General features: G+C 70.0%; 16 protein-coding genes and 1 pseudogene. 6 read left to right on the plus strand and 11 right to left on the minus strand.

From position 1 onward, the window contains the following. The first annotated feature begins 119 nt into the window (after positions 1-119). A complete protein-coding gene (gene tkt / locus ACQYVW_RS14155) occupies positions 120-2,108 on the plus strand; it encodes a transketolase (protein WP_434947439.1) in 1,989 nt (662 codons plus the stop codon). A gap of 67 nt (positions 2,109-2,175) precedes the next feature. Here the strand turns inward: tkt and ACQYVW_RS14160 are convergent, their stop codons facing one another. The 11 genes and pseudogenes from ACQYVW_RS14160 to ACQYVW_RS14210 form a co-directional block, all read right to left on the minus strand. Next, complete coding sequence (locus ACQYVW_RS14160; protein WP_434935325.1) at positions 2,176-2,640, minus strand: NUDIX hydrolase; 465 nt, start codon at positions 2,638-2,640, stop codon at positions 2,176-2,178. 22 nt (positions 2,641-2,662) lie between these two features. Beyond that, the gene (locus tag ACQYVW_RS14165; protein WP_434935324.1) at positions 2,663-2,980 is read right to left on the minus strand and encodes a BolA family protein; all 318 of its coding nucleotides are present in this window, start codon (positions 2,978-2,980) and stop codon (positions 2,663-2,665) included. A 64-nt stretch (positions 2,981-3,044) separates the two neighbouring features. Then, positions 3,045-5,000: an acetyl-CoA hydrolase/transferase C-terminal domain-containing protein gene (locus ACQYVW_RS14170; protein WP_434935322.1), complete on the minus strand. Its 1,956-nt coding sequence runs from the start codon at positions 4,998-5,000 to the stop codon at positions 3,045-3,047. Positions 5,001-5,012: 12 nt separating this feature from the next. Continuing rightward, positions 5,013-5,570: a flavin reductase family protein gene (locus ACQYVW_RS14175; protein ID WP_434935321.1), complete on the minus strand. Its 558-nt coding sequence runs from the start codon at positions 5,568-5,570 to the stop codon at positions 5,013-5,015. A gap of 60 nt (positions 5,571-5,630) precedes the next feature. Then, positions 5,631-6,251 carry an ATP-binding cassette domain-containing protein gene (locus ACQYVW_RS14180; protein WP_434935319.1) on the minus strand — a complete coding sequence of 207 codons (621 nt, stop codon included), beginning with the start codon at positions 6,249-6,251 and terminating at the stop codon, positions 5,631-5,633. Next, positions 6,251-6,937, minus strand: coding sequence for a molybdate ABC transporter permease subunit (gene modB / locus ACQYVW_RS14185; protein ID WP_434935317.1), 687 nt, complete (start codon positions 6,935-6,937; stop codon positions 6,251-6,253). The genes ACQYVW_RS14180 and modB overlap by 1 nt, the downstream gene beginning before the upstream one ends. A gap of 12 nt (positions 6,938-6,949) precedes the next feature. After that, entirely contained in the window at positions 6,950-7,696 is a 747-nt protein-coding gene (gene modA, locus ACQYVW_RS14190; protein ID WP_434935334.1) for a molybdate ABC transporter substrate-binding protein, read from the minus strand. Between the two features lie 229 nt (positions 7,697-7,925). Next, positions 7,926-9,605: pseudogene (locus ACQYVW_RS14195) on the minus strand (type IV secretory system conjugative DNA transfer family protein); the annotation flags it as partial. Positions 9,606-9,645: 40 nt separating this feature from the next. Then, entirely contained in the window at positions 9,646-10,236 is a 591-nt protein-coding gene (locus tag ACQYVW_RS14200; RefSeq protein WP_434947440.1) for a hypothetical protein, read from the minus strand. 152 nt (positions 10,237-10,388) lie between these two features. Then, positions 10,389-11,819 (minus strand): sigma-54-dependent transcriptional regulator, encoded by a 1,431-nt coding sequence (locus ACQYVW_RS14205; protein WP_434947441.1) that lies wholly within the window; start codon positions 11,817-11,819, stop codon positions 10,389-10,391. Positions 11,820-12,079: 260 nt separating this feature from the next. After that, entirely contained in the window at positions 12,080-13,702 is a 1,623-nt protein-coding gene (locus ACQYVW_RS14210; RefSeq protein WP_434947442.1) for a sensor histidine kinase, read from the minus strand. A gap of 179 nt (positions 13,703-13,881) precedes the next feature. Between ACQYVW_RS14210 and sucC the strand changes: the two genes are divergently transcribed. The 5 genes from sucC (at position 13,882) to ACQYVW_RS14235 (ending at position 18,416) form a co-directional block, all read left to right on the plus strand. Beyond that, complete coding sequence (gene sucC / locus ACQYVW_RS14215) at positions 13,882-15,051, plus strand: ADP-forming succinate--CoA ligase subunit beta (protein ID WP_434935719.1); 1,170 nt, start codon at positions 13,882-13,884, stop codon at positions 15,049-15,051. A gap of 155 nt (positions 15,052-15,206) precedes the next feature. Next, a complete protein-coding gene (sucD, locus tag ACQYVW_RS14220; RefSeq protein ID WP_434935717.1) occupies positions 15,207-16,082 on the plus strand; it encodes a succinate--CoA ligase subunit alpha in 876 nt (291 codons plus the stop codon). A gap of 129 nt (positions 16,083-16,211) precedes the next feature. Continuing rightward, entirely contained in the window at positions 16,212-16,460 is a 249-nt protein-coding gene (locus tag ACQYVW_RS14225; protein ID WP_434935715.1) for a type II toxin-antitoxin system CcdA family antitoxin, read from the plus strand. Next, positions 16,460-16,777: a CcdB family protein gene (locus ACQYVW_RS14230; protein WP_434935713.1), complete on the plus strand. Its 318-nt coding sequence runs from the start codon at positions 16,460-16,462 to the stop codon at positions 16,775-16,777. The genes ACQYVW_RS14225 and ACQYVW_RS14230 overlap by 1 nt, the downstream gene beginning before the upstream one ends. A gap of 1 nt (position 16,778) precedes the next feature. Then, positions 16,779-18,416 carry an NAD+ synthase gene (locus tag ACQYVW_RS14235; RefSeq protein WP_434935712.1) on the plus strand — a complete coding sequence of 546 codons (1,638 nt, stop codon included), beginning with the start codon at positions 16,779-16,781 and terminating at the stop codon, positions 18,414-18,416. Positions 18,417-18,446 lie beyond the last annotated feature (30 nt).

The raw sequence follows: 18,446 nt of genomic DNA on the forward strand, positions 1-18,446 counted from the left end.
GCGCGCCGGTTGCGGACGAAACCAGGCGATCGCGCCGGATCCGGGACACAGCGCCGGCCGGGCATGGGACAATGGCCGGCCCCGGTTCCGGGGCCACTCCCTTCGCTGCCCGTCCCCACATGACCACTCCCAGCCGCAGAGAGCTCGCCAACGCCATCCGTTTCCTCGCCATCGACGGCGTGGAAGCCGCCAAGTCCGGCCACCCCGGCATGCCCATGGGCATGGCCGACATCGCCGAGGTGCTGTGGAACGACTACCACAGCCACAATCCGGCCAACCCGAAGTGGAGCAACCGCGATCGCTTCGTGCTGTCCAACGGCCACGGCTCGATGCTGCAGTACGCGCTGCTGCACCTGAGCGGCTACGACCTGTCGATCGAGGAACTCAAGCGCTTCCGCCAGCTGGAGTCGAAGACGCCGGGCCATCCCGAGAACTTCATGACCCCGGGCGTGGAGACCACCACCGGTCCGCTCGGCCAGGGTTTCGCCAACGCGGTCGGCTTCGCGCTGGCCGAGAAGCTGCTGGCGCAGCGTTTCAACCGCCCGGGTTTCGACGTGGTCGACCACCGCACCTGGGTGTTCATGGGCGACGGCTGCCTGATGGAAGGCATCTCGCACGAGGCCGCGTCGCTGGCCGGCACCTGGGGCCTGGGCAAGCTGGTCGCCTTCTGGGACGACAACGGCATCTCGATCGACGGCCAGGTCGAAGGCTGGTTCACCGACGACACGCCGAAGCGCTTCGAGGCCTACGGCTGGCGCGTGATCCGCGACGTCGACGGCCATGACGCGGACAGCATCAAGGCCGCGATCGAATCCGCGCTCGCGCACGGCGAGAAGCCCACCCTGGTCTGCTGCCGCACCACGATCGGCTACGGTTCCCCGGCCAAGGCCGGCAAGGAATCGTCGCACGGCGCGCCGCTGGGCAAGGACGAGGTCGTGGCCACGCGCCAGGGCCTGTCCTGGGCGCACGAACCCTTCGTCGTGCCGCAGCCGGTCGCCGATGCCTGGCGCGCCACCGAGGCCGGCGCCAGGCGCGAAGCGGAGTGGAACGCGCTGCTCGAGCGCTACGCCGCGCAGTTCCCCGAGCAGGCGGCCGAACTGCAGCGCCGCATGCGCTGCCAGCTTCCGGAAGGCTTTTCCGCCGCGGCCGACGCCTACATCGCGAAGATGCAGGCCGAAGGCCCGGTGGTGGCCTCGCGCAAGGCCTCGCAGATGGCGATCGAGGCCTACGCGCCGCTGCTGCCCGAGCTGATCGGCGGTTCGGCCGACCTGGCCCATTCCAACCTGACGTTGTGGAAGGGCAGCCAGCCGGTGACCGGCACCTCGCCCGACGCCAACTACATCAACTACGGCGTGCGCGAGTTCGGCATGACCGCCATCGCCAATGCGCTCTCGCTGCACGGCGGTTTCCTGCCCTACGACGCCACCTTCCTGGTGTTCAGCGACTACGCGCGCAATGCCGTGCGCATGAGTGCGCTGATGCAGTCGCCCGGCATCCATGTCTATACCCACGACTCGATCGGCCTGGGCGAGGACGGCCCGACCCACCAGCCTGTCGAGCACCTGGCGTCGCTGCGCTACATCCCCAACAACGACGTCTGGCGTCCCTGCGACGCGGTCGAGACGGCGGTGGCGTGGAAGGCGGCGATCGAGCGCCGCGACGGCCCCTCGTGCCTGGTGTTCTCGCGCCAGAACCTCAAGCACCAGCCGCGCGACGAGCAGCGGGTGCGCGACATCGCGCGCGGCGGTTACGTGCTCAAGGATTCGGTAGGTACGCCTGAGATCATCCTGATCGCGACCGGCTCGGAAGTGGAGCTGGCCACGGCCGCCGCCGAGCAGATTGGCGATGGCGTGCGCGTGGTGTCGATCCCCTCGACCGACGTGTTCGACCGCCAGGACGCGGCCTATCGCGAGTCGGTGCTGCCCAGGGCCGTGCGCAAGCGGGTGGCGGTGGAAGCGGGCGTGACCGGCTTCTGGCGCCAGTACGTGGGCCTGGACGGCGCGGTGGTCGGCATCGACACCTTCGGCGCCAGCGCGCCGGCGGGCGATCTGTACAAGCACTTCGGCATCACGGTCGAGGCCGTGGTCGCGGCGGCGAAGGCGCTGTAACGCAGGCAGTGCGCGCCGCGTCGGCGCGCCTGCAGCTCGGGACGAGGGGCGCTCCGGCGCCCCTTGTTCATCCTGCTGCCGCCAGCCGCGACACCAGCCAGGCATCGATGGCCGATGTTCCGGGCGGAAGTGCGTCGACACGCCACTGCGCCGCGGCCGCGATTTCATCGCCAGCAACGACCGCCGCAGTGCCATCGACCTCTGCGGTGAAGACCGCGCCGGTCAGGGTGCGCGCTCCGGTCGCACGGATCGATTCGATCACGATCCATCCGCGCAGCGACAGGCGCGCGACGGGAATGCCCGTCTCTTCCTGCAGTTCCCGCAGCGCGCAGTCCTGCGCCGACTCCCCTGGATCCACCCAGCCACCCGGGATCTCCCAGACCCCGCGATGGGCGTTGCGGACCAGCAGTACGTGCGATTGCCGCACCGCCAGCGCCAGCGAGAAATCCACCGTCACCGGAAGAGCCGCGCCTTGCGCCGGGTGGAATGCGAGCAGTCGTTCGCCGCGTTCGTTGACGACGGGCGGAGCCAAGGTTTCCACCCTGCGCACCGCCTCAGCCGGAGGATCGATCGTGCTTGCTGCCGCCGCGGCAGGTCGGCGAGTCCGGCGCGACGCCCGAAGCGGCCCACTCGTCCGGCGTGTAGGTATGCAGGGCGAGCGCGTGGATTTCCTGCATCAGCGGACCGAGCGTGCGATAGACCAGCTGGTGTCGCTGCACGGCGCGCCGCCCGGCGAACACGTCGCCCACGATCACGGCCTTGTAGTGCGTTTCCAGGCCGCGGCTGTGCATGTGGCTTTCATCGGCCACGTCCAGGTGGACGGGGTCGAGTGTCCGCAGGCTTTCCCGGAGGCGGTCGGCTTTGCTGGTCATGCGTGGATGATACGCCGGAGGCCGCGCGCGAAGCCTTGCGCCTGCGCACTGCAGCGTTGCGCGTTCACGTCGCCGGTCTCGCGCTGCGAGCCAGCGCGAGCCGCAGCAGCCTGGCTTGCAGCCATTCTCCCGCGCTCCGCGGCCTGGCCAGGTCCATGCGCGCCAGCGCGTCGCCATCGTTGGCGCCATGCTGCAGCAGCGCGGCCGCAACCGTTCCGAGCTTTGCGCGCCGCGAGCCGGTGTGGCGCTTGAGCCACGCCAGGGCGCGCACCAGCCGCTGTTCGGTGTCGTCGAAATCGCTGCCCAGCGGGTAGTCGGGCAGGGTGCCGTCCTTGCGGAACGGCGCCAGCGCCGCGCGCACGTGGGTCGCGCTGTTGCGCGACCAGGCCGCCGGCATCCGGAAGTCGGAGCGCAGCTTGCGGCTGCGCATGGCCTCCTCGAGCAGCGTCGGCACGGCATGCGCGTCGGCGATTCCCGCCATCGCGATCACGCAGTCTTCGTCGGCCTTGCCGCGCAGGTCGGCGATTCCGTACTCGGTGACATACAGGTCGCGCAGGTGGCGGGGGATGGTCACATGTCCGTAGTTCCAGCGGATGTTGGAACCGGTGCCTCCGCCGGATGCGCGCGTGGCGCGCAGCAGCAGGGCCGAGCGCCCGCCCGGCAGCGCATGCGCCATCGAAACGAAGTTGTACTGGCCGCCGACGCCGGACACCACGCGTCCGTCGTCGAGTCCGTCCGACACCGCTGCGCCGAGGGCGGTGGCCATCATGCAGGTGTTGAAGAAGCGCCCGTCGCGACGCTGCAGCCGCTCGAGCGGCTCGTCTTGCCCGTACAGCGCGTTGACCTGGCTCACGCGCTTCATGCCGATGCCGCTGCGCGTTGACTCGTCCAGGCCGTGCAGCCAGTCGTAGAACGCCTGCGAGCCGAGGTAGAACGCGCCGTGCAGGAACTGGCCGTCGCGCTCGACCAGGGCGCGCTCGGAGGCATCGGCGCTGCCGTCGTTCATGCGCTGCATCAGCGCGGCCTTGTCGACCACCTTTCGCCGCAGCACCCCGGCCTCGACCAGTCGCCGGAAGCCCTCGTTGATCATCTCGCTGCAGCCGTACAGGCCCTGCTCGAACGGGTCCAGGCCGCCGCTGGCGACGACTGCCGGATGCGCGGGCAGGTCCGGATCGAGCGCGGCCAGCACGCGCCGGTAGGCCGCGTTGTCGGTGTGGCGCAGCGCCAGCGCATGGCAAAGCGCGTCCGACAGCGCGCCGATGCCGATCTGCAGCGTGCCGCCGTCGCGCACCAGCGCGCTGGCGTAGAGGCCGATGGCGTGTTCGGCGTCGCCCACCGGCTCGCGCGGCAGTGCGAACAGTTTCGGCCAGGGCGGGGGCGGCGCCACCACCAGGTCGAACCAGCCAGCCTCGACCGCGGCCTCGCCATCCATCCACGGCAACTGCGGGTCGATTTCCGCGACCAGCAGCGGGCGCGGCCGGCCGGTGGCGACGATGGCGTCGATCGCATCGAAAGTCAGGTCGGTGTTGCTCGATAGCGACAGGCGCGAGCCATCGGCGTTCGCCGCCACCTTCTGCACGATGCAGTTGACCCCGCGATCGGCCAGCGCACGCGCGACATGGGTGTAGTTGAGGCTGGCGTAGCGCCGTTGCGCCTGCCGCGAGCCGAGCAGGGCGCCCGACTGCAGGTAGAACTCCTCCACGCGGACATGCGCGGGCAGCGCGTCGCGACGCTGCGCATCGACGTAGTCCAGCCGCGGGAAGTCGGCGCCGAAATGGCGTTCGACGAACGGCGCCATGAAGCGCCCCTCGAGGCCGCCGGTGGCGCGCGGCGGATCCAGCGACAGTGCCGTATAGAGCGTCATCGGGCGCGAGGCATCCGCGGCCACGCGTGCATACAGCGCGTTGAGCAGGCGATGCGGCTTGCCGATGCCCAGCGGCGCGCCGACGTGCAGCTCGCGCGGCAGCCGCTCCAGCATCCAGCCGACCGCCGCTTCGAGTTCGCTGTCAGGGCGTGCCATCGTCGGCTTCGCTCACTGCGCCAGCATGTCGGGCCGGAACAGCCGCCGCCGCGACACCTCCTCGCCCGAGCACATGAAGCGTCCCTCGCCGCGGTAGTGCACCGTGCGCGGCCGCTTCGGCGACGGCGCCACCTTCGCATGAACGATGCGCCAGACGAACAACGGATACTCGCGGGTGATGCGGGTCTCGTGCAGGCGGCATTCGAAGCTGGCGTGGCACTGGCCGATCGACGGCGCCGCCACGTCGCGCGAGGCTTCGGCGTCCAGCCCGAAGCGCTCGAACTTGTCGCCCTCGCGGCTGGAGCAGTTGCCGATGCGCACCACCGTGTCGAGCAGGTCGGCAGTGGGCAGGTTGAGCGTGCACTCGCGGCTGCGCCGCGCCAGCGCGTGGCTGCGGTTCGCGTCCCAGAGGTAGGTGCCAACCAGGTCGTAGCCCAGCATCATGTGCCAGCCCAGGGTCATGATCGCGCGCTCGTCCTTCCATTGCGTGCAAAGCAGCAGCACGGGGCCCGGTTCCAGCCAGTACCGGGCCTTGTCGACGGGAAATGCGCGCTTGCTGACAGGCTTCATCGGCGTCTCGCGTACGGTTCCGTGACCCAGCATGCGCATGCCCGTGCGAACGCCGCGTCGTCAGGCCAGCGCGTGCACCGCTTCGGCGATGCGGCGCACATCGTCCTCGGTGTGGCTCACGTACACCATCGGCAGGCGCACCTCGTCGCGCACGCGCTGCAGCCAGGGAATCAGCTCCTCGCGACGCGCCTGGTCGAGCGCCGACAGCGGCTCATCGAACAGCAGGATCGCCGGCTGCGACAGCAGCGCCCGGCCGATCGCCACGCGCTGCGCCTCGCCGCCGGACAGATTGGCCGGGCGCCGCCGCAACAGCGGGCCGATGCCCAGCAGGTCCACCACCGCGTCGAGTTCGAAGGCTGCCGCCTGGCCGCGCACCGCGTGCCTGCCGTAGAGCAAGTTGCCGCGTACGTCGCGGTGCGGGAACAGGCGCGCGTCTTGGAACACGTAGCCGATCCGGCGCCGGTGCGTCAGCACGTCGATGCGCGCGGCGCTGTCGAACAGCACGCGGCCGTCGATCGCGATGCGGCCCGAGGCAGGCCGCAGCAGGCCGGCGATGGCGTTGAGCACCGAGGTCTTGCCCGCGCCGGACGGGCCGGTGAGCGCAAGCACGCGTGCCGCCTCGGCGATGCGGACCTGGCGGCGGAATCCGCCGCGCTGCAGCAGCACGTCGATGTCCAGCATCAGTCGTGCTCCTCGCGGCGGCCGCGCCGCACCAGCCATTCGGAGGCGAGCAGCGCAGACAGCGAGATCGCCACGGCGACCACCGCCAGGCGCCAGATGCCGGCCTCGCCGCCGGGAACCTGCATCAGCCCGTAGATTTCCGAAGACAGCGTGCGCGTTTCGCCGGGGATGCTGGATACGAAGGTGATGGTGGCGCCGAACTCGCCCAGCGCCTTGGCGAAGGCCAGCACCGCGCCCGCCACCAGTCCGGGCCAGGCCAGCGGCAGGGTGATGGTGAAGAACACCCGCAGCGGACTGGCGCCCAGGGTGGAGGCCGCGCGCTCGAGGCGACGGTCCACCGATTCGATCGACAGCCGGATGGCGCGCACCATCAGCGGAAAGCCCATGATCGCGCTGGCCAGCGCCGCGCCCGTCCAGCGGAAGGCGAGGGTGATGCCGAAGTGCTCGGCCAGCAGCCGGCCCAGCGGTCCGCCGTGCCCGAACCCCACCAGCAGCACATAGCCCACCACCACCGGCGGCAGCACCAGCGGCAGGTGCACCAGCGCATCCAGCAGCGACTTGCCGAAGAAGCGCCGCCGCGCCAGCAGCCAGGCGGCCGCGATGCCGGGCGGCAGGCTGGCCAGCGAGGCGGCCACGGCCACCTTCAGGCTCAGCGCGATGGCGGTGATTTCTTCGTGGGTGAACACGCGCGATGGGCCTCAGCGTGGCGCCAGGCCATGCCTGCGGAAGATCGCATCCGCCTCGTCCGCGGCCAGCCAGTCCAGGAAGGCGTCGGCCTGCGGATGCCGGCTCGCGGCCACCCGCGCCGCCGGGTACACGATGTCCGGGTGCGACCCGGCCGGAAAGGTCGCCAGCACCCGCACCCGCGGCTCGGCCTGGGCGTCGCTGGCATAGACCACGCCCAGCGGCGCCTCCCCGCGCGCGACCAGCAGCAGCGCCGCGCGTACGTTCTCGGTTTCGGCCACGCGCGGCTGCAGCTCCGCCCACAGCCCCAGCGATTCGAACGCGGACCGCGCGTACTTGCCGGCCGGCACGCTGTCGGTGAGCGCCAGCGCCAGCCGCCTGTCCTCGCCCAGCAGGGGCAGCAGCCCGGCACCGGGCGCGAGCGTCAGCGGAGCCGCCGCGCTTGCGGCGGGCGCGACCAGCACCAGGGTGTTGCCCAGCAGGTCGCGGCGCGAGGCGGCGTCCACCAGCCCGCGTTCGTCCAGCCAGTCCATCCAGTCGCCATCGGCCGAGACGAAGACATCGGCCGGCGCGCGCTGCTCGACCTGCCGGGCCAGTGCCGGACTGCCGGCATAGGTGACCTGTACCGGCTGGTCGCGTGCCGCGCCATAGGTCGCCGCCGCCTCGTCCATCGACTCCTTCAGGCTGGCCGCGGCAAAGACCTGCAGCGGAGCGGCGCCAGCGCCCATGTCCGGGGCATCGCCACGGCCGCAGCCCGCCATCAGCCATGCGGCGAACGCCAGTGCGCCGAGGCGCGCGGCCAGGGATCGGCTGGCGGGCGAGCGGTTCGAAGCCATGCGGCGTCCGGTGGAATGGGACGGGCACTATAACGGGCGCCCCTGGGCCGGCGCAGGATGTCTGTTGCCGCAGAAACCTTCAGCCGGTCGTGCCGACCTGCGGCTGCGTCCTCGGCAGCGGCGCTTCGCGCGTGGTCGGTTCGCTTTCGGTCCGCAGCGGCGGAATGTCGATCGCCGGCAGCAATCGACGGGTGAAGTAGCGGTCGCGGTAGTAGCGGATCTTGCGGCACAGCACCGGATGGGCCAGTCCCTCGTAGAGCAGGATCTGCCTGCCGGCGCCAAGGGCCTTGAGTTCCTGCGGCAGCATCAGGGCCCGCCGTTCGAGAACCTCGTTGTCCGACACGCCGCGCCCCTGGCCGTGGGCGCGGGTGCGCGCGCGGCGCCGCACGGTCGTATAGCCGAGCATTTCCGAGTAGTCGTTGGCGTCCTGCTGCTCGCGCGGCGCGAACACGATCTGCAGGGCATGGTTGGTCAGGATGGTGCGCGACAGTTCCTTGCCGTAGACCGCGTCGAGCTGCGCCATCGACTGCACGATCGGAAGCAGGCGCAAGTTGTATCCGGCCATGTACGCCACCGCCCGGGCGATGATGTCGACTTTGCCGATGGCGGTGAACTCGTCCATGAGCAGCAGGCACTGATGGCGCAGCGATGGGTCCTGCGTTGGAAGCTCGCGTGTGTTGGCGTTGATCAGCTGGCTGAAGAACAGGTTCACCACCAGGCGGCTCTCGGCGAGCTTGCTGGGCTGGATGCCGACGTAGATGGTCATGCGCCGGCGCCGGACATCGTCGAGCCGGAAATCGTCGCCGCTGGTCGCGGCATCCAGCACCGGGTTGAGCCAGATGTTGAGTGGCTCGCGGAACGAGCCCATGATCGAGGCGAAGGTCACGTCCGCCTGGGAAAGCAGCCCCGAGAACGCGGTGCGGGCCTGCGGCCCCAGGAAGGGCGCCTCGGCCAGCCGCTGCAGGCAGGCGCGCAGCTCGCCGCCGTCGCCGGCCGACAGCCGGAGCAGGGCGCCGATCGTGGGCGTCGCCGCGTCCTGTGCGGATCCTGTACGCAGCTGGTGGTCCCGGCGCTCGAACAGGTAGAGCGCGAAGGCCAGGAAGGCATTGCGGGCCTGGCTCGACCAGAAGCGGTCCCGGTCCTCGCCGTCGGGATAGAGCATCGCGGCGACCGCCTGCAGATCGGACACGCGCATCGCCGGATCCGAGGACACATAGGACATCGGATTCCAGCGATGGCTGCGCCGGTCCTCGGCGAAGGGATTGAAGAGGTAGACCTCATGGCCGATCGCACGTCGCCAGCCGGAAGTGAGCTGGAAGTTCTCCTGCTTGATGTCCAGCACCACTACCGATTCGCGGTAGTCGAGGAGGTTCGGGACCACCACGCCCACGCCTTTGCCCGAACGCGTGGGCGCGGCGAGGATCGCGAACTGCTGCCCCGACAGGCGCAGCAGCTTTCCGTTCATGCGCCCCACCACGATGCCGTCGTCGCGGCGCGCCAGAAACCCCCTGCGCGCGAGCTCCAGCAGGCCGGCGAAGCGCGCGCGTCCGTGGATGTCGCGATGGCTGCGCAGTTTGTAGATCATGACCAGCGCCGCGACCCAGGCCAGCAGCGGAAGTCCGAAACCGATCGCGCCGGCGGTGCGGATGCGCCCGGCATAGGGCGCCACGCGGGGATGCTCGAGGTGACGCAGGTATCCGAACCATGTCGTGGCCTCGGCCATCCCCGCGTCCAGTCCGAGGAACAGCAGCGCCAGGCACGCCGACAGGTAGGCGCCGGCCAGCAGCGCGAACCCTGCGAGCAGCAGGGCAGCGAGGTGACGGGCGCCGTTCATCGCGTCGCTCCCGCCATGCGCCGCGGCCGCGCGCGCCTGCTCACGGCGAACTCGCGTGCGTGCCGGCGGCGACGCGGTCTTGCTGGACCAGGACGTAGTCCGCGTTCTTCGACCAGCGCGGGGTTCCGTCCTCCAGCTTGAGGCAGGGTTGGCCGTCGCAGGACGTGATGGTGACCTGCTGCAGCGCCTCCAGCACCTCCGCCCGCACCTGTGCCTGTTCCGCGCGCCGCATGTTGTGCCATGCGGCGTAGCCGCTGCCCGCGAGGACGACCGCGGCGGCCAGCCCCGACGCCACCACCGTGTTCCAGCCCAGCGTGCGCATCCGCGTCGCGGTCGCCGCCTGCTCGCGCCGCAGCTGTTCGGCCATCGCCTGGAGCTGCGTCGCCGTGTCGCGCAGCATGCGTGCGGCGGGAGGAAGCTCGTCCGACAGGGCTTCGTGGATCGCGCCCCTGGCCTGCTGCTGCAGTTCCGCACTGCCCCCGAGTACGCGCTGGCCGACCGCCTCGGCGCTGCGCCGCAGGTCCTCGGCCGCGCTCCGCTGGCCCGCAATCGACTCTTCGCACTGTCGCGTCAGATGCGCGGCGAGCAGCGCGGCGCTTGCGACGAATTCCTCGAGCTTTGCCCGTTCCATGGCCGATCCCCGATGCGCCGTCCTGGCGCATCCGCATCTTGCCAGAGGTGGGCGGCCGGTGCGACCCGCCGGACGGGCCGCGGAGGCGCCGGCCAGGAGGGCGGTCGCAGGTTCGCCGGCGGGGCCTCCTGCCCGTGCGCCCGGGCAGGCCGTCAGTCGATTCCGAGCTTCTTCAGCTTGTAGCGCAGCGCGCGGAAGGTGATGCCCAGCGCCGCGGCGGTCTTGGTCTTGTTGTAGCGGTTTTCCTGCAGCGCCTGCTGGATGGCGGTGCGCTCGATCTCCTCGATGTAGGAGGGCAGGGCGCTGCTGGACGTGTCGAAGGGGTTGAGGCTGCGCGGGTCGGCGGCGGGGGCGCCCGCGGCGCCGGGGAAGGCGGCCGCAGGCGTCGACGGCGGCGCGGCGGACGCCGTGCCCGGCTGCGGACCGGGGAAGGTGCTGCCGGTGGGCAACTGCAGGTCGTCGGCGTGGATCGTATTGCCGTCGGCCAGGGCCAGGGCACGTTCGAGGATGTTCTCGAGTTCGCGCACGTTGCCGGGGAAGGGGTAGTCCTCGAGCGTGGCGATGGCGTCGGGCGCGAGCGTCGGCGGCTGGCGCTTCATCGCGCGCGAGAGGCGGTCGAGCACGGCCGCCGAGAGCAGGGCCAGGTCGCCGTCGCGTTCGCGCAGCGGCGGCACCAGCAGGCCGATGACGTTGATGCGGTAATACAGGTCGTGGCGGAAGCGGCCCTCGGCGACCAGCTGCGACAGGTCCTTGTGGGTGGCCGAGAGGATGCGCACGTCCACCGGCACCTCGCCCTGGGCGCCGACCGGACGCACGCTCTTCTCCTGGATGGCGCGCAGCAGCTTGACCTGCATCGGCAGCGGCAGTTCGGCCACCTCGTCGAGGAACAGGGTGCCGCCGTCGGCGGCCTGGAACAGGCCGGGCTTGTCGCTGGTGGCGCCGGTGAAACTGCCCTTCTTGTGGCCGAAGAACTCGCTTTCCATCAGCTCCGACGGGATCGCGCCGCAGTTGACCGGCACGAACGGCCCACCCGCGCGCGACCCCTGAGCGTGGATGGTGCGCGCGACCAGTTCCTTGCCGGTACCGGACTCGCCCAGGATGTGCACCGGCGCCTGGCTGCGCGCGACCTTGGCGATGGTCTGGCGCAACGACACCATCGGCGGCGAGGTGCCGAGCAGACGACCGCTGTCTTCCGGCTGGGCCAGGCGCTTGGCATTGAGTTCCAGGGCCTGGCGGACCAGGCCGCGCAGCACGTTGATGTCGACCGGCTTGCTCACGAAATCGAAGGCGCCGGCCTTCAGGGCCTCGACCGCGGCCTCGACGTTGCCGTAGGCGGTGATCACCGCCACCGGGGTGGAGGGAAACCGGGTGGAGATCTCGCTGACCAGCTCCAGGCCGGAGCCGTCCGGCAGGCGCATGTCGGTCAGGCACAGGTCGTAGGAGACGGTGGCCAGCATCTGCCGGGCCGCGTGCAGGTTGGGCGCGGTATCCGTGCGCAGCCCCATCCTCCCCAGGGTCAGCACCAGCAGTTCGCGGATGTCTTGCTCGTCATCGACGATCAGGGCGCTGCGGGCTTCATTCATGGGAACTGAGGCGGAAGTCTCAAGGTGACCAATATTGACAGTTTTTGACGTGGGTGACGAGGGCGCGTGCGGTGGGGGCAGACCCTGGCGCAACGGTCCGGCCGGCATGGGACCGCCGCGTCCGGGTATGCCCGAAGGGTGCGCATCGGAATGGGTGCCTTGGTGCGGCGGCGCGCAACGAGGGCCTGTTTTGCGACGGCGGTGGCGTCGGCACGCGGCGCATGGCCGCTACGGGACCGGTTGGCCGGGTGCGCCGCGCGCTAGCCCTGCAGCAGGGCGTGCTGCGGCGGGAGGGTGATCCGGAAACAGGCGCCGCCGCCGGGTACGGACACGTATTCGAGCGTGGCCTCGTTGGCCCGGCACAGTTCATGGGCGATGTAGAGGCCCAGGCCGGTGCCGTTTTCTGAGGTGGTGAAGAAGGGCCTGAACAACTGGCTGGCCACGCTGTCGGGAATGCCCGGCCCGCGGTCGAGCACGCTGATCACGGGCGCGCGCTGGCTGCCTTCGACGTGGATCGCGATGCGCGGCATCTCGCCGGGCATGTGGCCGTAGCGCACGGCGTTGTTCACCAGCGAGGTGATGATCTGCTGGAGGTGGCGCGGGTCGAACATCACCGGCAGCCGCGGCGGTCCGTCGGTGAGGCGCAACTGTGCGTTCTCTTCCGGGACGATCATGCGGTAGTCGTCGATGAAGCCGCGCATGAAACCGACCAGCTCGATGTGCTCGGGCTTGGCGCGTTCGCGGCGGGCCAGGCCCAGCACGCTTTCGACGATGCCGTTGGTGCGCATGCACTGCTGGTGGATGATCTGCAGCAGTCGGCGGTCGCTGCTGCTGAGGTCCTGCGACTCCTCGAGCAGCTGGGTGGCGTAGCTGATCGCGGCCAGCGGGTTGCGGATCTCGTGGGCGAGGCTGGCGGAAAAGCGGCCCATCGCCGCGAGCGTGATCGACTCGGCCCGGCGCGAGACCAGCGAGGTGTCGTCGAGGAAGATCAGGGTGGAGTCGCTGGTGGCCAGCAGCCGGGCGAAGCGCGGCAGCACGTCGGTCTGTTCCGGGCCGCAGGCCATGGGCGAGTCGTCCTGCTGGCCGCCCTGCAGCCAGGCCGCCAGGCGCATGGCGAGTTCGGGCGCGACCTGGGCCAGCGCCTGGCCGTGCATGCCGGGGCGATCGGCGTCGCTGTCGTCGCGCAGCAGCGACTGCGCGGCCTCGTTGGCCATGCGCACCCGGCCGGTGCCGTCCACCAGGATCACGCCGATGCGCATGCGCCGGATCACCAGCTCGTTGATCTCGGCCAGGTTGGCCGCTTCCGCACCGCGCTGGTCGGCCAGGCGGCGGGCCTCGCGCATCTGCCTGCCGAGGTGGCGCATCAGCGCGGCCACGGCGAAATAGGCCACGGCGAACATCAGGACTTCGGCCAGCGGCCGGTAGGCGTGCACCTGTTCGACCCGGTCCCAGGCGTATTCGGCCACCAGCGCCAGCGTGGCCGCGGCGGCGAAGGTCATGGCCCAGGGCACCGACAGGAACAGCGAGCCGGCGGCGAGGTTGAACACCAGCATCAGGGCGATGCCGGGGCCGGCGCCGGGCATGGCGTGGGTGGCCAGCAGCATCACGGTGATGTCGATCGACAGGCCCGCGGCGGCATGCGGGGCCAGCGCGCTGCTGGCCCGGCGCGAGTGCACCAGCAGCAGCACCGACACCGCCAGATAGGTGACCGAGACCGTCCGCGCCAGTTCCGGCAAGTGCTTCTCGCCGATCAGGGCCCCGGCCGGGCTGAAGACCACCAGCGCCAGCAGGGACGCCACCAGCACCCGGTACAGCGCGAACAGGTACAGCTCGCGGTCGGGCGACGGAGTCAGGTCAGGAGTGGCTGCGTGGGCTGCAGGCAAGGCGGGGCGCAGGGAAGGCCAGCCCGGAGTATAGGGGCGCAACTCGCCCCCGCGTCCTGGCCGGCAACCGCCGGGTTTTGCCCGATGGCGGCGCATGGGCGAGAATAGGCGGCCGCGTGCAGCCTGCTGGCCTCCGGGTCCGGGACGCACGATGCGATCCTCTCCAGCACGGACCCCACATGAACTTCCACGAATACCAGGCCAAGCAGTTGTTCGCCGACTACGGCATCGCGGTGCCGGCCGGGCGCATCGCGCGCTCGCCTGAAGAGGCGGTCGATGCCGCCAAGACCATCCCCGGCGACCTCTGGGTGGTCAAGGCCCAGATCCACGCGGGCGGCCGCGGCAAGGCCGGCGGCGTCAAGCTCGCCCGCAGCCTCGACGAGGTGCGCGAGTACGCCAAGGCGATGCTCGGCACCAGGATGGAGACCTACCAGTCCGCGGGCGTGGCCCTGCCGATCGACTCGGTGCTGATCTCCGAGGGCACGGACATCGACAAGGAACTGTACCTGTCGGTGCTGGTCGACCGCTCAACCCAGTCGATCACCTTCATCGCCTCGAGCGAGGGCGGCGTGGACATCGAGCAGGTGGCCGCCGAGACCCCCGAGAAGATCCAGACCCTCAACGTCAACTACGTGCAGGGCCTGCAGCCCTACCAGTGCCGCGACATCGGCTTCGCGCTGGGCCTGACCGCCAAGCAGGTGGGCCAGCTGTCGAAGATCATGCTGGGCCTGTACAAGCTGTTCAACGAGAAGGACCTGGCGCTGGTCGAACTCAACCCGCTGGCGATCCTCACCGACGGCAACCTGGCCGTGCTCGACGGCAAGGTCAATTCCGACGACAACGCCTCGTTCCGCCACGCCGACCTGGTGGCCATGCGCGACGTGCGCCAGGAAGACGAGACCGAAGTGGCCGCCAGCCAGCACGACCTCAACTACGTGACCATGGACGGCAACATCGGCTGCATGGTCAACGGCGCCGGCCTGGCGATGGCGACGATGGACGTGATCAAGCTGGAAGGCGGCGAGCCGGCCAACTTCCTCGACGTCGGCGGCGGCGCCAACAAGGAGCGCGTGACCGAGGCGTTCAAGCTGATCCTGTCCGACGAGGACGTGAAGGCGATCTTCGTCAACATCTTCGGCGGCATCGTGCGCTGCGACATGATCGCCGAGGGCATCATCGCCGCGGTCAAGGAAGTGGACGTCAAGGTGCCGGTGATCGTGCGCCTGGAAGGCACCAACGTCGAGGAAGGCAAGAAGCTGCTGCGCGAGAGCGGGCTGGCGATCACGCCGGCCGACGACATCAACGACGGCGCCAAGAAGGCCGTCGCCGCGGTGAAGCAGGCAGCCTGACACAACGGCTTTCCAGCCCCCTTGTCTCAAGGGGGCGGCCCCGGCGCGCAGCGGCGGGGTGGGGGTCGCGGAGGGTTGCGCGAGCCGACGGGGTTTTCCCCTGTCGGCACGAGTCCCAAGCGACCGACATCCGAATACGCAAGGAACTCAACGAAATGTCCGTTTTGGTCAACAAGAACACCAAGGTGATCGTGCAGGGCTTCACCGGCCAGCAGGGCACCTTCCATGCGCAGCAGATGCTCGACTACGGCACCCAGGTGGTCGGCGGCGTGACTCCCGGCAAGGGCGGCACCGAGCACATCGGCCTGCCGGTCTTCAACACCGTGCGCGATGCGGTCGAGCGCACCGGCGCGGACGCGTCGGTGATCTACGTGCCGCCGCCGTTCGCGGCCGACGCGATCCTCGAGGCGGCCGACGCCGGCATCCGCGTGATCGTGTGCATCACCGAGGGCATCCCGGTGCTGGACATGCTGCGGGTCAAGAACACGCTCAAGGGCTATCCGGACACGGTGCTGATCGGCCCCAACTGCCCCGGCGTGATCACCCCCGGCGAGTGCAAGATCGGCATCATGCCCGGCCACATCCACAAGCCGGGCAAGGTGGGCATCGTCTCGCGCTCGGGCACCCTGACCTATGAAGCGGTGAAGCAGACCACCGACGCCGGCCTCGGCCAGTCGACCTGCATCGGCATCGGCGGCGACCCGATCAACGGCACCAACTTCATCGACGCGCTGAAGCTGTTCCAGGGCGACCCGCAGACCGAGGGCATCATCCTGGTCGGCGAGATCGGCGGTTCGGCCGAGGAGGAGGCGGCCGAGTACATCGCCAAGCACGTGACCAAGCCGGTGGTCGGCTTCATCGCCGGCGCCTCGGCCCCCAAGGGCAAGCGCATGGGCCACGCCGGTGCGATCGCCTCGGGCGGTTCGGGCACGGCCGAGGGCAAGTTCGCCGCGCTGGAGAAGGCGGGCGTGACCACGGTGAAGTCCCCGGGCGACCTGGGCGCGGCGATCGCGAAGCGTCTCAACGGCTGAGTTGCCGCTTTACCGGTGTTCATGGGAGGCCGCCTTCGGGCGGCCTTCTGCGTTGGGGACCCGGCGCCCGCCGATTGACACTGAGCCGCGGGATGCGCATGATCAATGCGCATCGACGGGAGGTCCATCATGCGCATCCGTGAAGACTACGCCGGCTATGGCAAACGGGCCACGAACGTGAGCGTCAACCAGGGCTTGCTGGACGAGGCCAGGGTCCTCGGGATCAACCTGTCGGCGACGCTCGAAAAGGCGCTGGAAGCGGAAGTGCGCGTGCGCAAGCGCGAGCAGTGGCTGGCGGAAAACCGGGAAGCGATTGCCGCCTACAACGCGCATATCGACGAGCAAGGCGTCTTCGGCGACCACGTGCGCTCGTTCTGATGCGCCAGTTCTGCGTCTATCCGAATCCAAATGCCGCCAGCAGGGCGGCCTACCCCTATCTGCTGAATGTGCAGAGCGACCTGATCGAGGGCCTCGGTTCCCGGATCATGGTGCCGCTGGCGCCAGCTGACGCGTTCGAGGGCAAGCGTCTCGCAGGCCTGATGCCGATGCTCCGGGTCGAGGCGGCCGATTACGTCATGTTGACCGCCCAGGCCTCCGGCATGTCGATCAGGGGATTCGGGAGCGACGTTACTGACCTTTCGCATGAACGTGCCGCGATCATGGCGGCACTCGACATGCTCATCTCTGGAATCTGACATGACCGACACCCTCCGCATCGCCATGGCCCAGTTCGACTTCCCGGTCGGCGACGTTGCGGGCAACACCGCGCGCATCGCGGCGATGGTCGCCGAGGCGCGGGACGAGTACGGCGCCGACATCGTGCTGTTCCCGGAGCTGGCGATCAGCGGCTATCCGCCCGAGGACCTGCTGATGCGCCCTTCGTTCCTGGCCGACTGCGAACGGGCGATGCACGAGATCGCGAGGTCCGCCACCGGCATCGTCGCGGTGGTGGGCTGGCCGGAAACCCTGGGCAGCATCCAGTACAACGCCGCCAGCGTCCTGCGCGAGGGCCGGATCGAGGCGACCTACCGCAAGCGCGAGCTGCCGAACCACGATGTGTTCGACGAGCGCCGCTACTTCCAGGTCGATCCGGACGGCGGCAGCTGCGTGACCAAAGTGAAGGGCGTGCCGGTGGGCGTGCTCATCTGCGAGGACGCCTGGTTCCCCGAGCCGATGGCCGACACGGTGCGCGCCGGCGCGCAGCTGGTCCTGGTCGCCAACGCTTCGCCGTTCGAGCGCGGCAAGCATGCGCGGCGCGATGCGATGCTGGCCGAGCGCACGCGCGAGACGGGCGCGGCGATCGCCTACCTCAACGTGGTTGGTGGCCAGGACTCGCTGGTGTTCGACGGCTCCTCGCTGGTGGCCGATGCTGACGGCACGGTGCATCCGGCCGCGGCCGCGTTCACCGACCAGTGGCTGGTGGTGGACTACGACGTCGCCGCGCGCCGCTTTTCGCCAGTGCTGTGGATGGACGACGGCGACGAAAGCATGGACGCGCTGGCCTGGCGCGCGGTGGTGCGGGGCATCCGCGACTACTGCGGCAAGAATGGCTTCCAGAAGGTGTGGCTGGGGCTGTCGGGCGGCATCGATTCGTCGATCGTGCTGGCGCTCGCGGTCGATGCGCTCGGCGCGGGCGACGTTACCGCCGTGCGCATGCCCTCGCGCTACACCGCCGGCCTGTCCAACGATCTGGCCCAGGAGCAATGCGATGCGCTGGGCGTGGAACTGCTGACGCTCCCGATCGAGCAGCCGTTCCAGGGCTTCCTCGATGCGCTGTCGGAACGGTTCGCCGGCCAGGCCGTGGACGCGACCGAGGAGAACCTGCAGTCGCGCGCGCGGGGGGCGCTGCTGATGGCCCTGTCCAACAAGTTCGGCGGCCTGCTGCTCACCACCGGCAACAAGAGCGAGTACGCGGTGGGCTACGCCACGATCTACGGCGACATGTGCGGCGGCTACGCGCCGATCAAGGACCTGTACAAGACCGAGGTGTACGGGCTGGCGCGGTGGCGCAATACGGTGGGCGGGGCGCCGGTGATCCCGCCAGACGTGATTTCGCGCGCGCCCTCGGCCGAGCTGCGCGACAACCAGCTCGACCAGGATTCCCTGCCGCCTTACGACGTGCTCGACGCGATCCTGCGCCGCTACGTGGACCAGGAGCAGTCGCGCGACGAGATCGTGGGCGCCGGCTTCGATGCCGCCACGGTCGACCGCGTGCTGCGCCTGGTGCGGATCAGCGAGTGGAAGCGCCACCAGGCCGCACCCGGGCCGAAGGTGTCGCGACGGGCCTTCGGCCGCGAGCGCCGGTACCCGATCAGCAACCGGTATCCCGCATAGGAGGCGCCCGGCGTCCACCCCACTGCATAA

This window comes from Luteimonas campi (genome assembly GCF_051162505.1).
GTDB lineage: Bacteria > Pseudomonadota > Gammaproteobacteria > Xanthomonadales > Xanthomonadaceae > Luteimonas.

Excerpts from the sequence above, each read along its gene's own strand:
- sucD (WP_434935717.1), top strand. The coding sequence starts at position 15,207 with ATGTCCGTTTTGGTCAACAAGAACACCAAGGTGATCGTGCAGGGCTTC.
- ACQYVW_RS14200 (WP_434947440.1), bottom strand. The coding sequence starts at position 10,236 with ATGGAACGGGCAAAGCTCGAGGAATTCGTCGCAAGCGCCGCGCTGCTC.
- ACQYVW_RS14225 (WP_434935715.1), top strand. The coding sequence starts at position 16,212 with ATGCGCATCCGTGAAGACTACGCCGGCTATGGCAAACGGGCCACGAAC.
- ACQYVW_RS14230 (WP_434935713.1), top strand. The coding sequence starts at position 16,460 with ATGCGCCAGTTCTGCGTCTATCCGAATCCAAATGCCGCCAGCAGGGCG.
- ACQYVW_RS14205 (WP_434947441.1), bottom strand. The coding sequence starts at position 11,819 with ATGAATGAAGCCCGCAGCGCCCTGATCGTCGATGACGAGCAAGACATC.
- ACQYVW_RS14175 (WP_434935321.1), bottom strand. The coding sequence starts at position 5,570 with ATGAAGCCTGTCAGCAAGCGCGCATTTCCCGTCGACAAGGCCCGGTAC.
- ACQYVW_RS14180 (WP_434935319.1), bottom strand. The coding sequence starts at position 6,251 with ATGCTGGACATCGACGTGCTGCTGCAGCGCGGCGGATTCCGCCGCCAG.
- ACQYVW_RS14165 (WP_434935324.1), bottom strand. The coding sequence starts at position 2,980 with ATGACCAGCAAAGCCGACCGCCTCCGGGAAAGCCTGCGGACACTCGAC.
- modA (WP_434935334.1), bottom strand. The coding sequence starts at position 7,696 with ATGGCGGGCTGCGGCCGTGGCGATGCCCCGGACATGGGCGCTGGCGCC.
- ACQYVW_RS14170 (WP_434935322.1), bottom strand. The coding sequence starts at position 5,000 with ATGGCACGCCCTGACAGCGAACTCGAAGCGGCGGTCGGCTGGATGCTG.
- sucC (WP_434935719.1), top strand. The coding sequence starts at position 13,882 with ATGAACTTCCACGAATACCAGGCCAAGCAGTTGTTCGCCGACTACGGC.
- tkt (WP_434947439.1), top strand. The coding sequence starts at position 120 with ATGACCACTCCCAGCCGCAGAGAGCTCGCCAACGCCATCCGTTTCCTC.
- ACQYVW_RS14235 (WP_434935712.1), top strand. The coding sequence starts at position 16,779 with ATGACCGACACCCTCCGCATCGCCATGGCCCAGTTCGACTTCCCGGTC.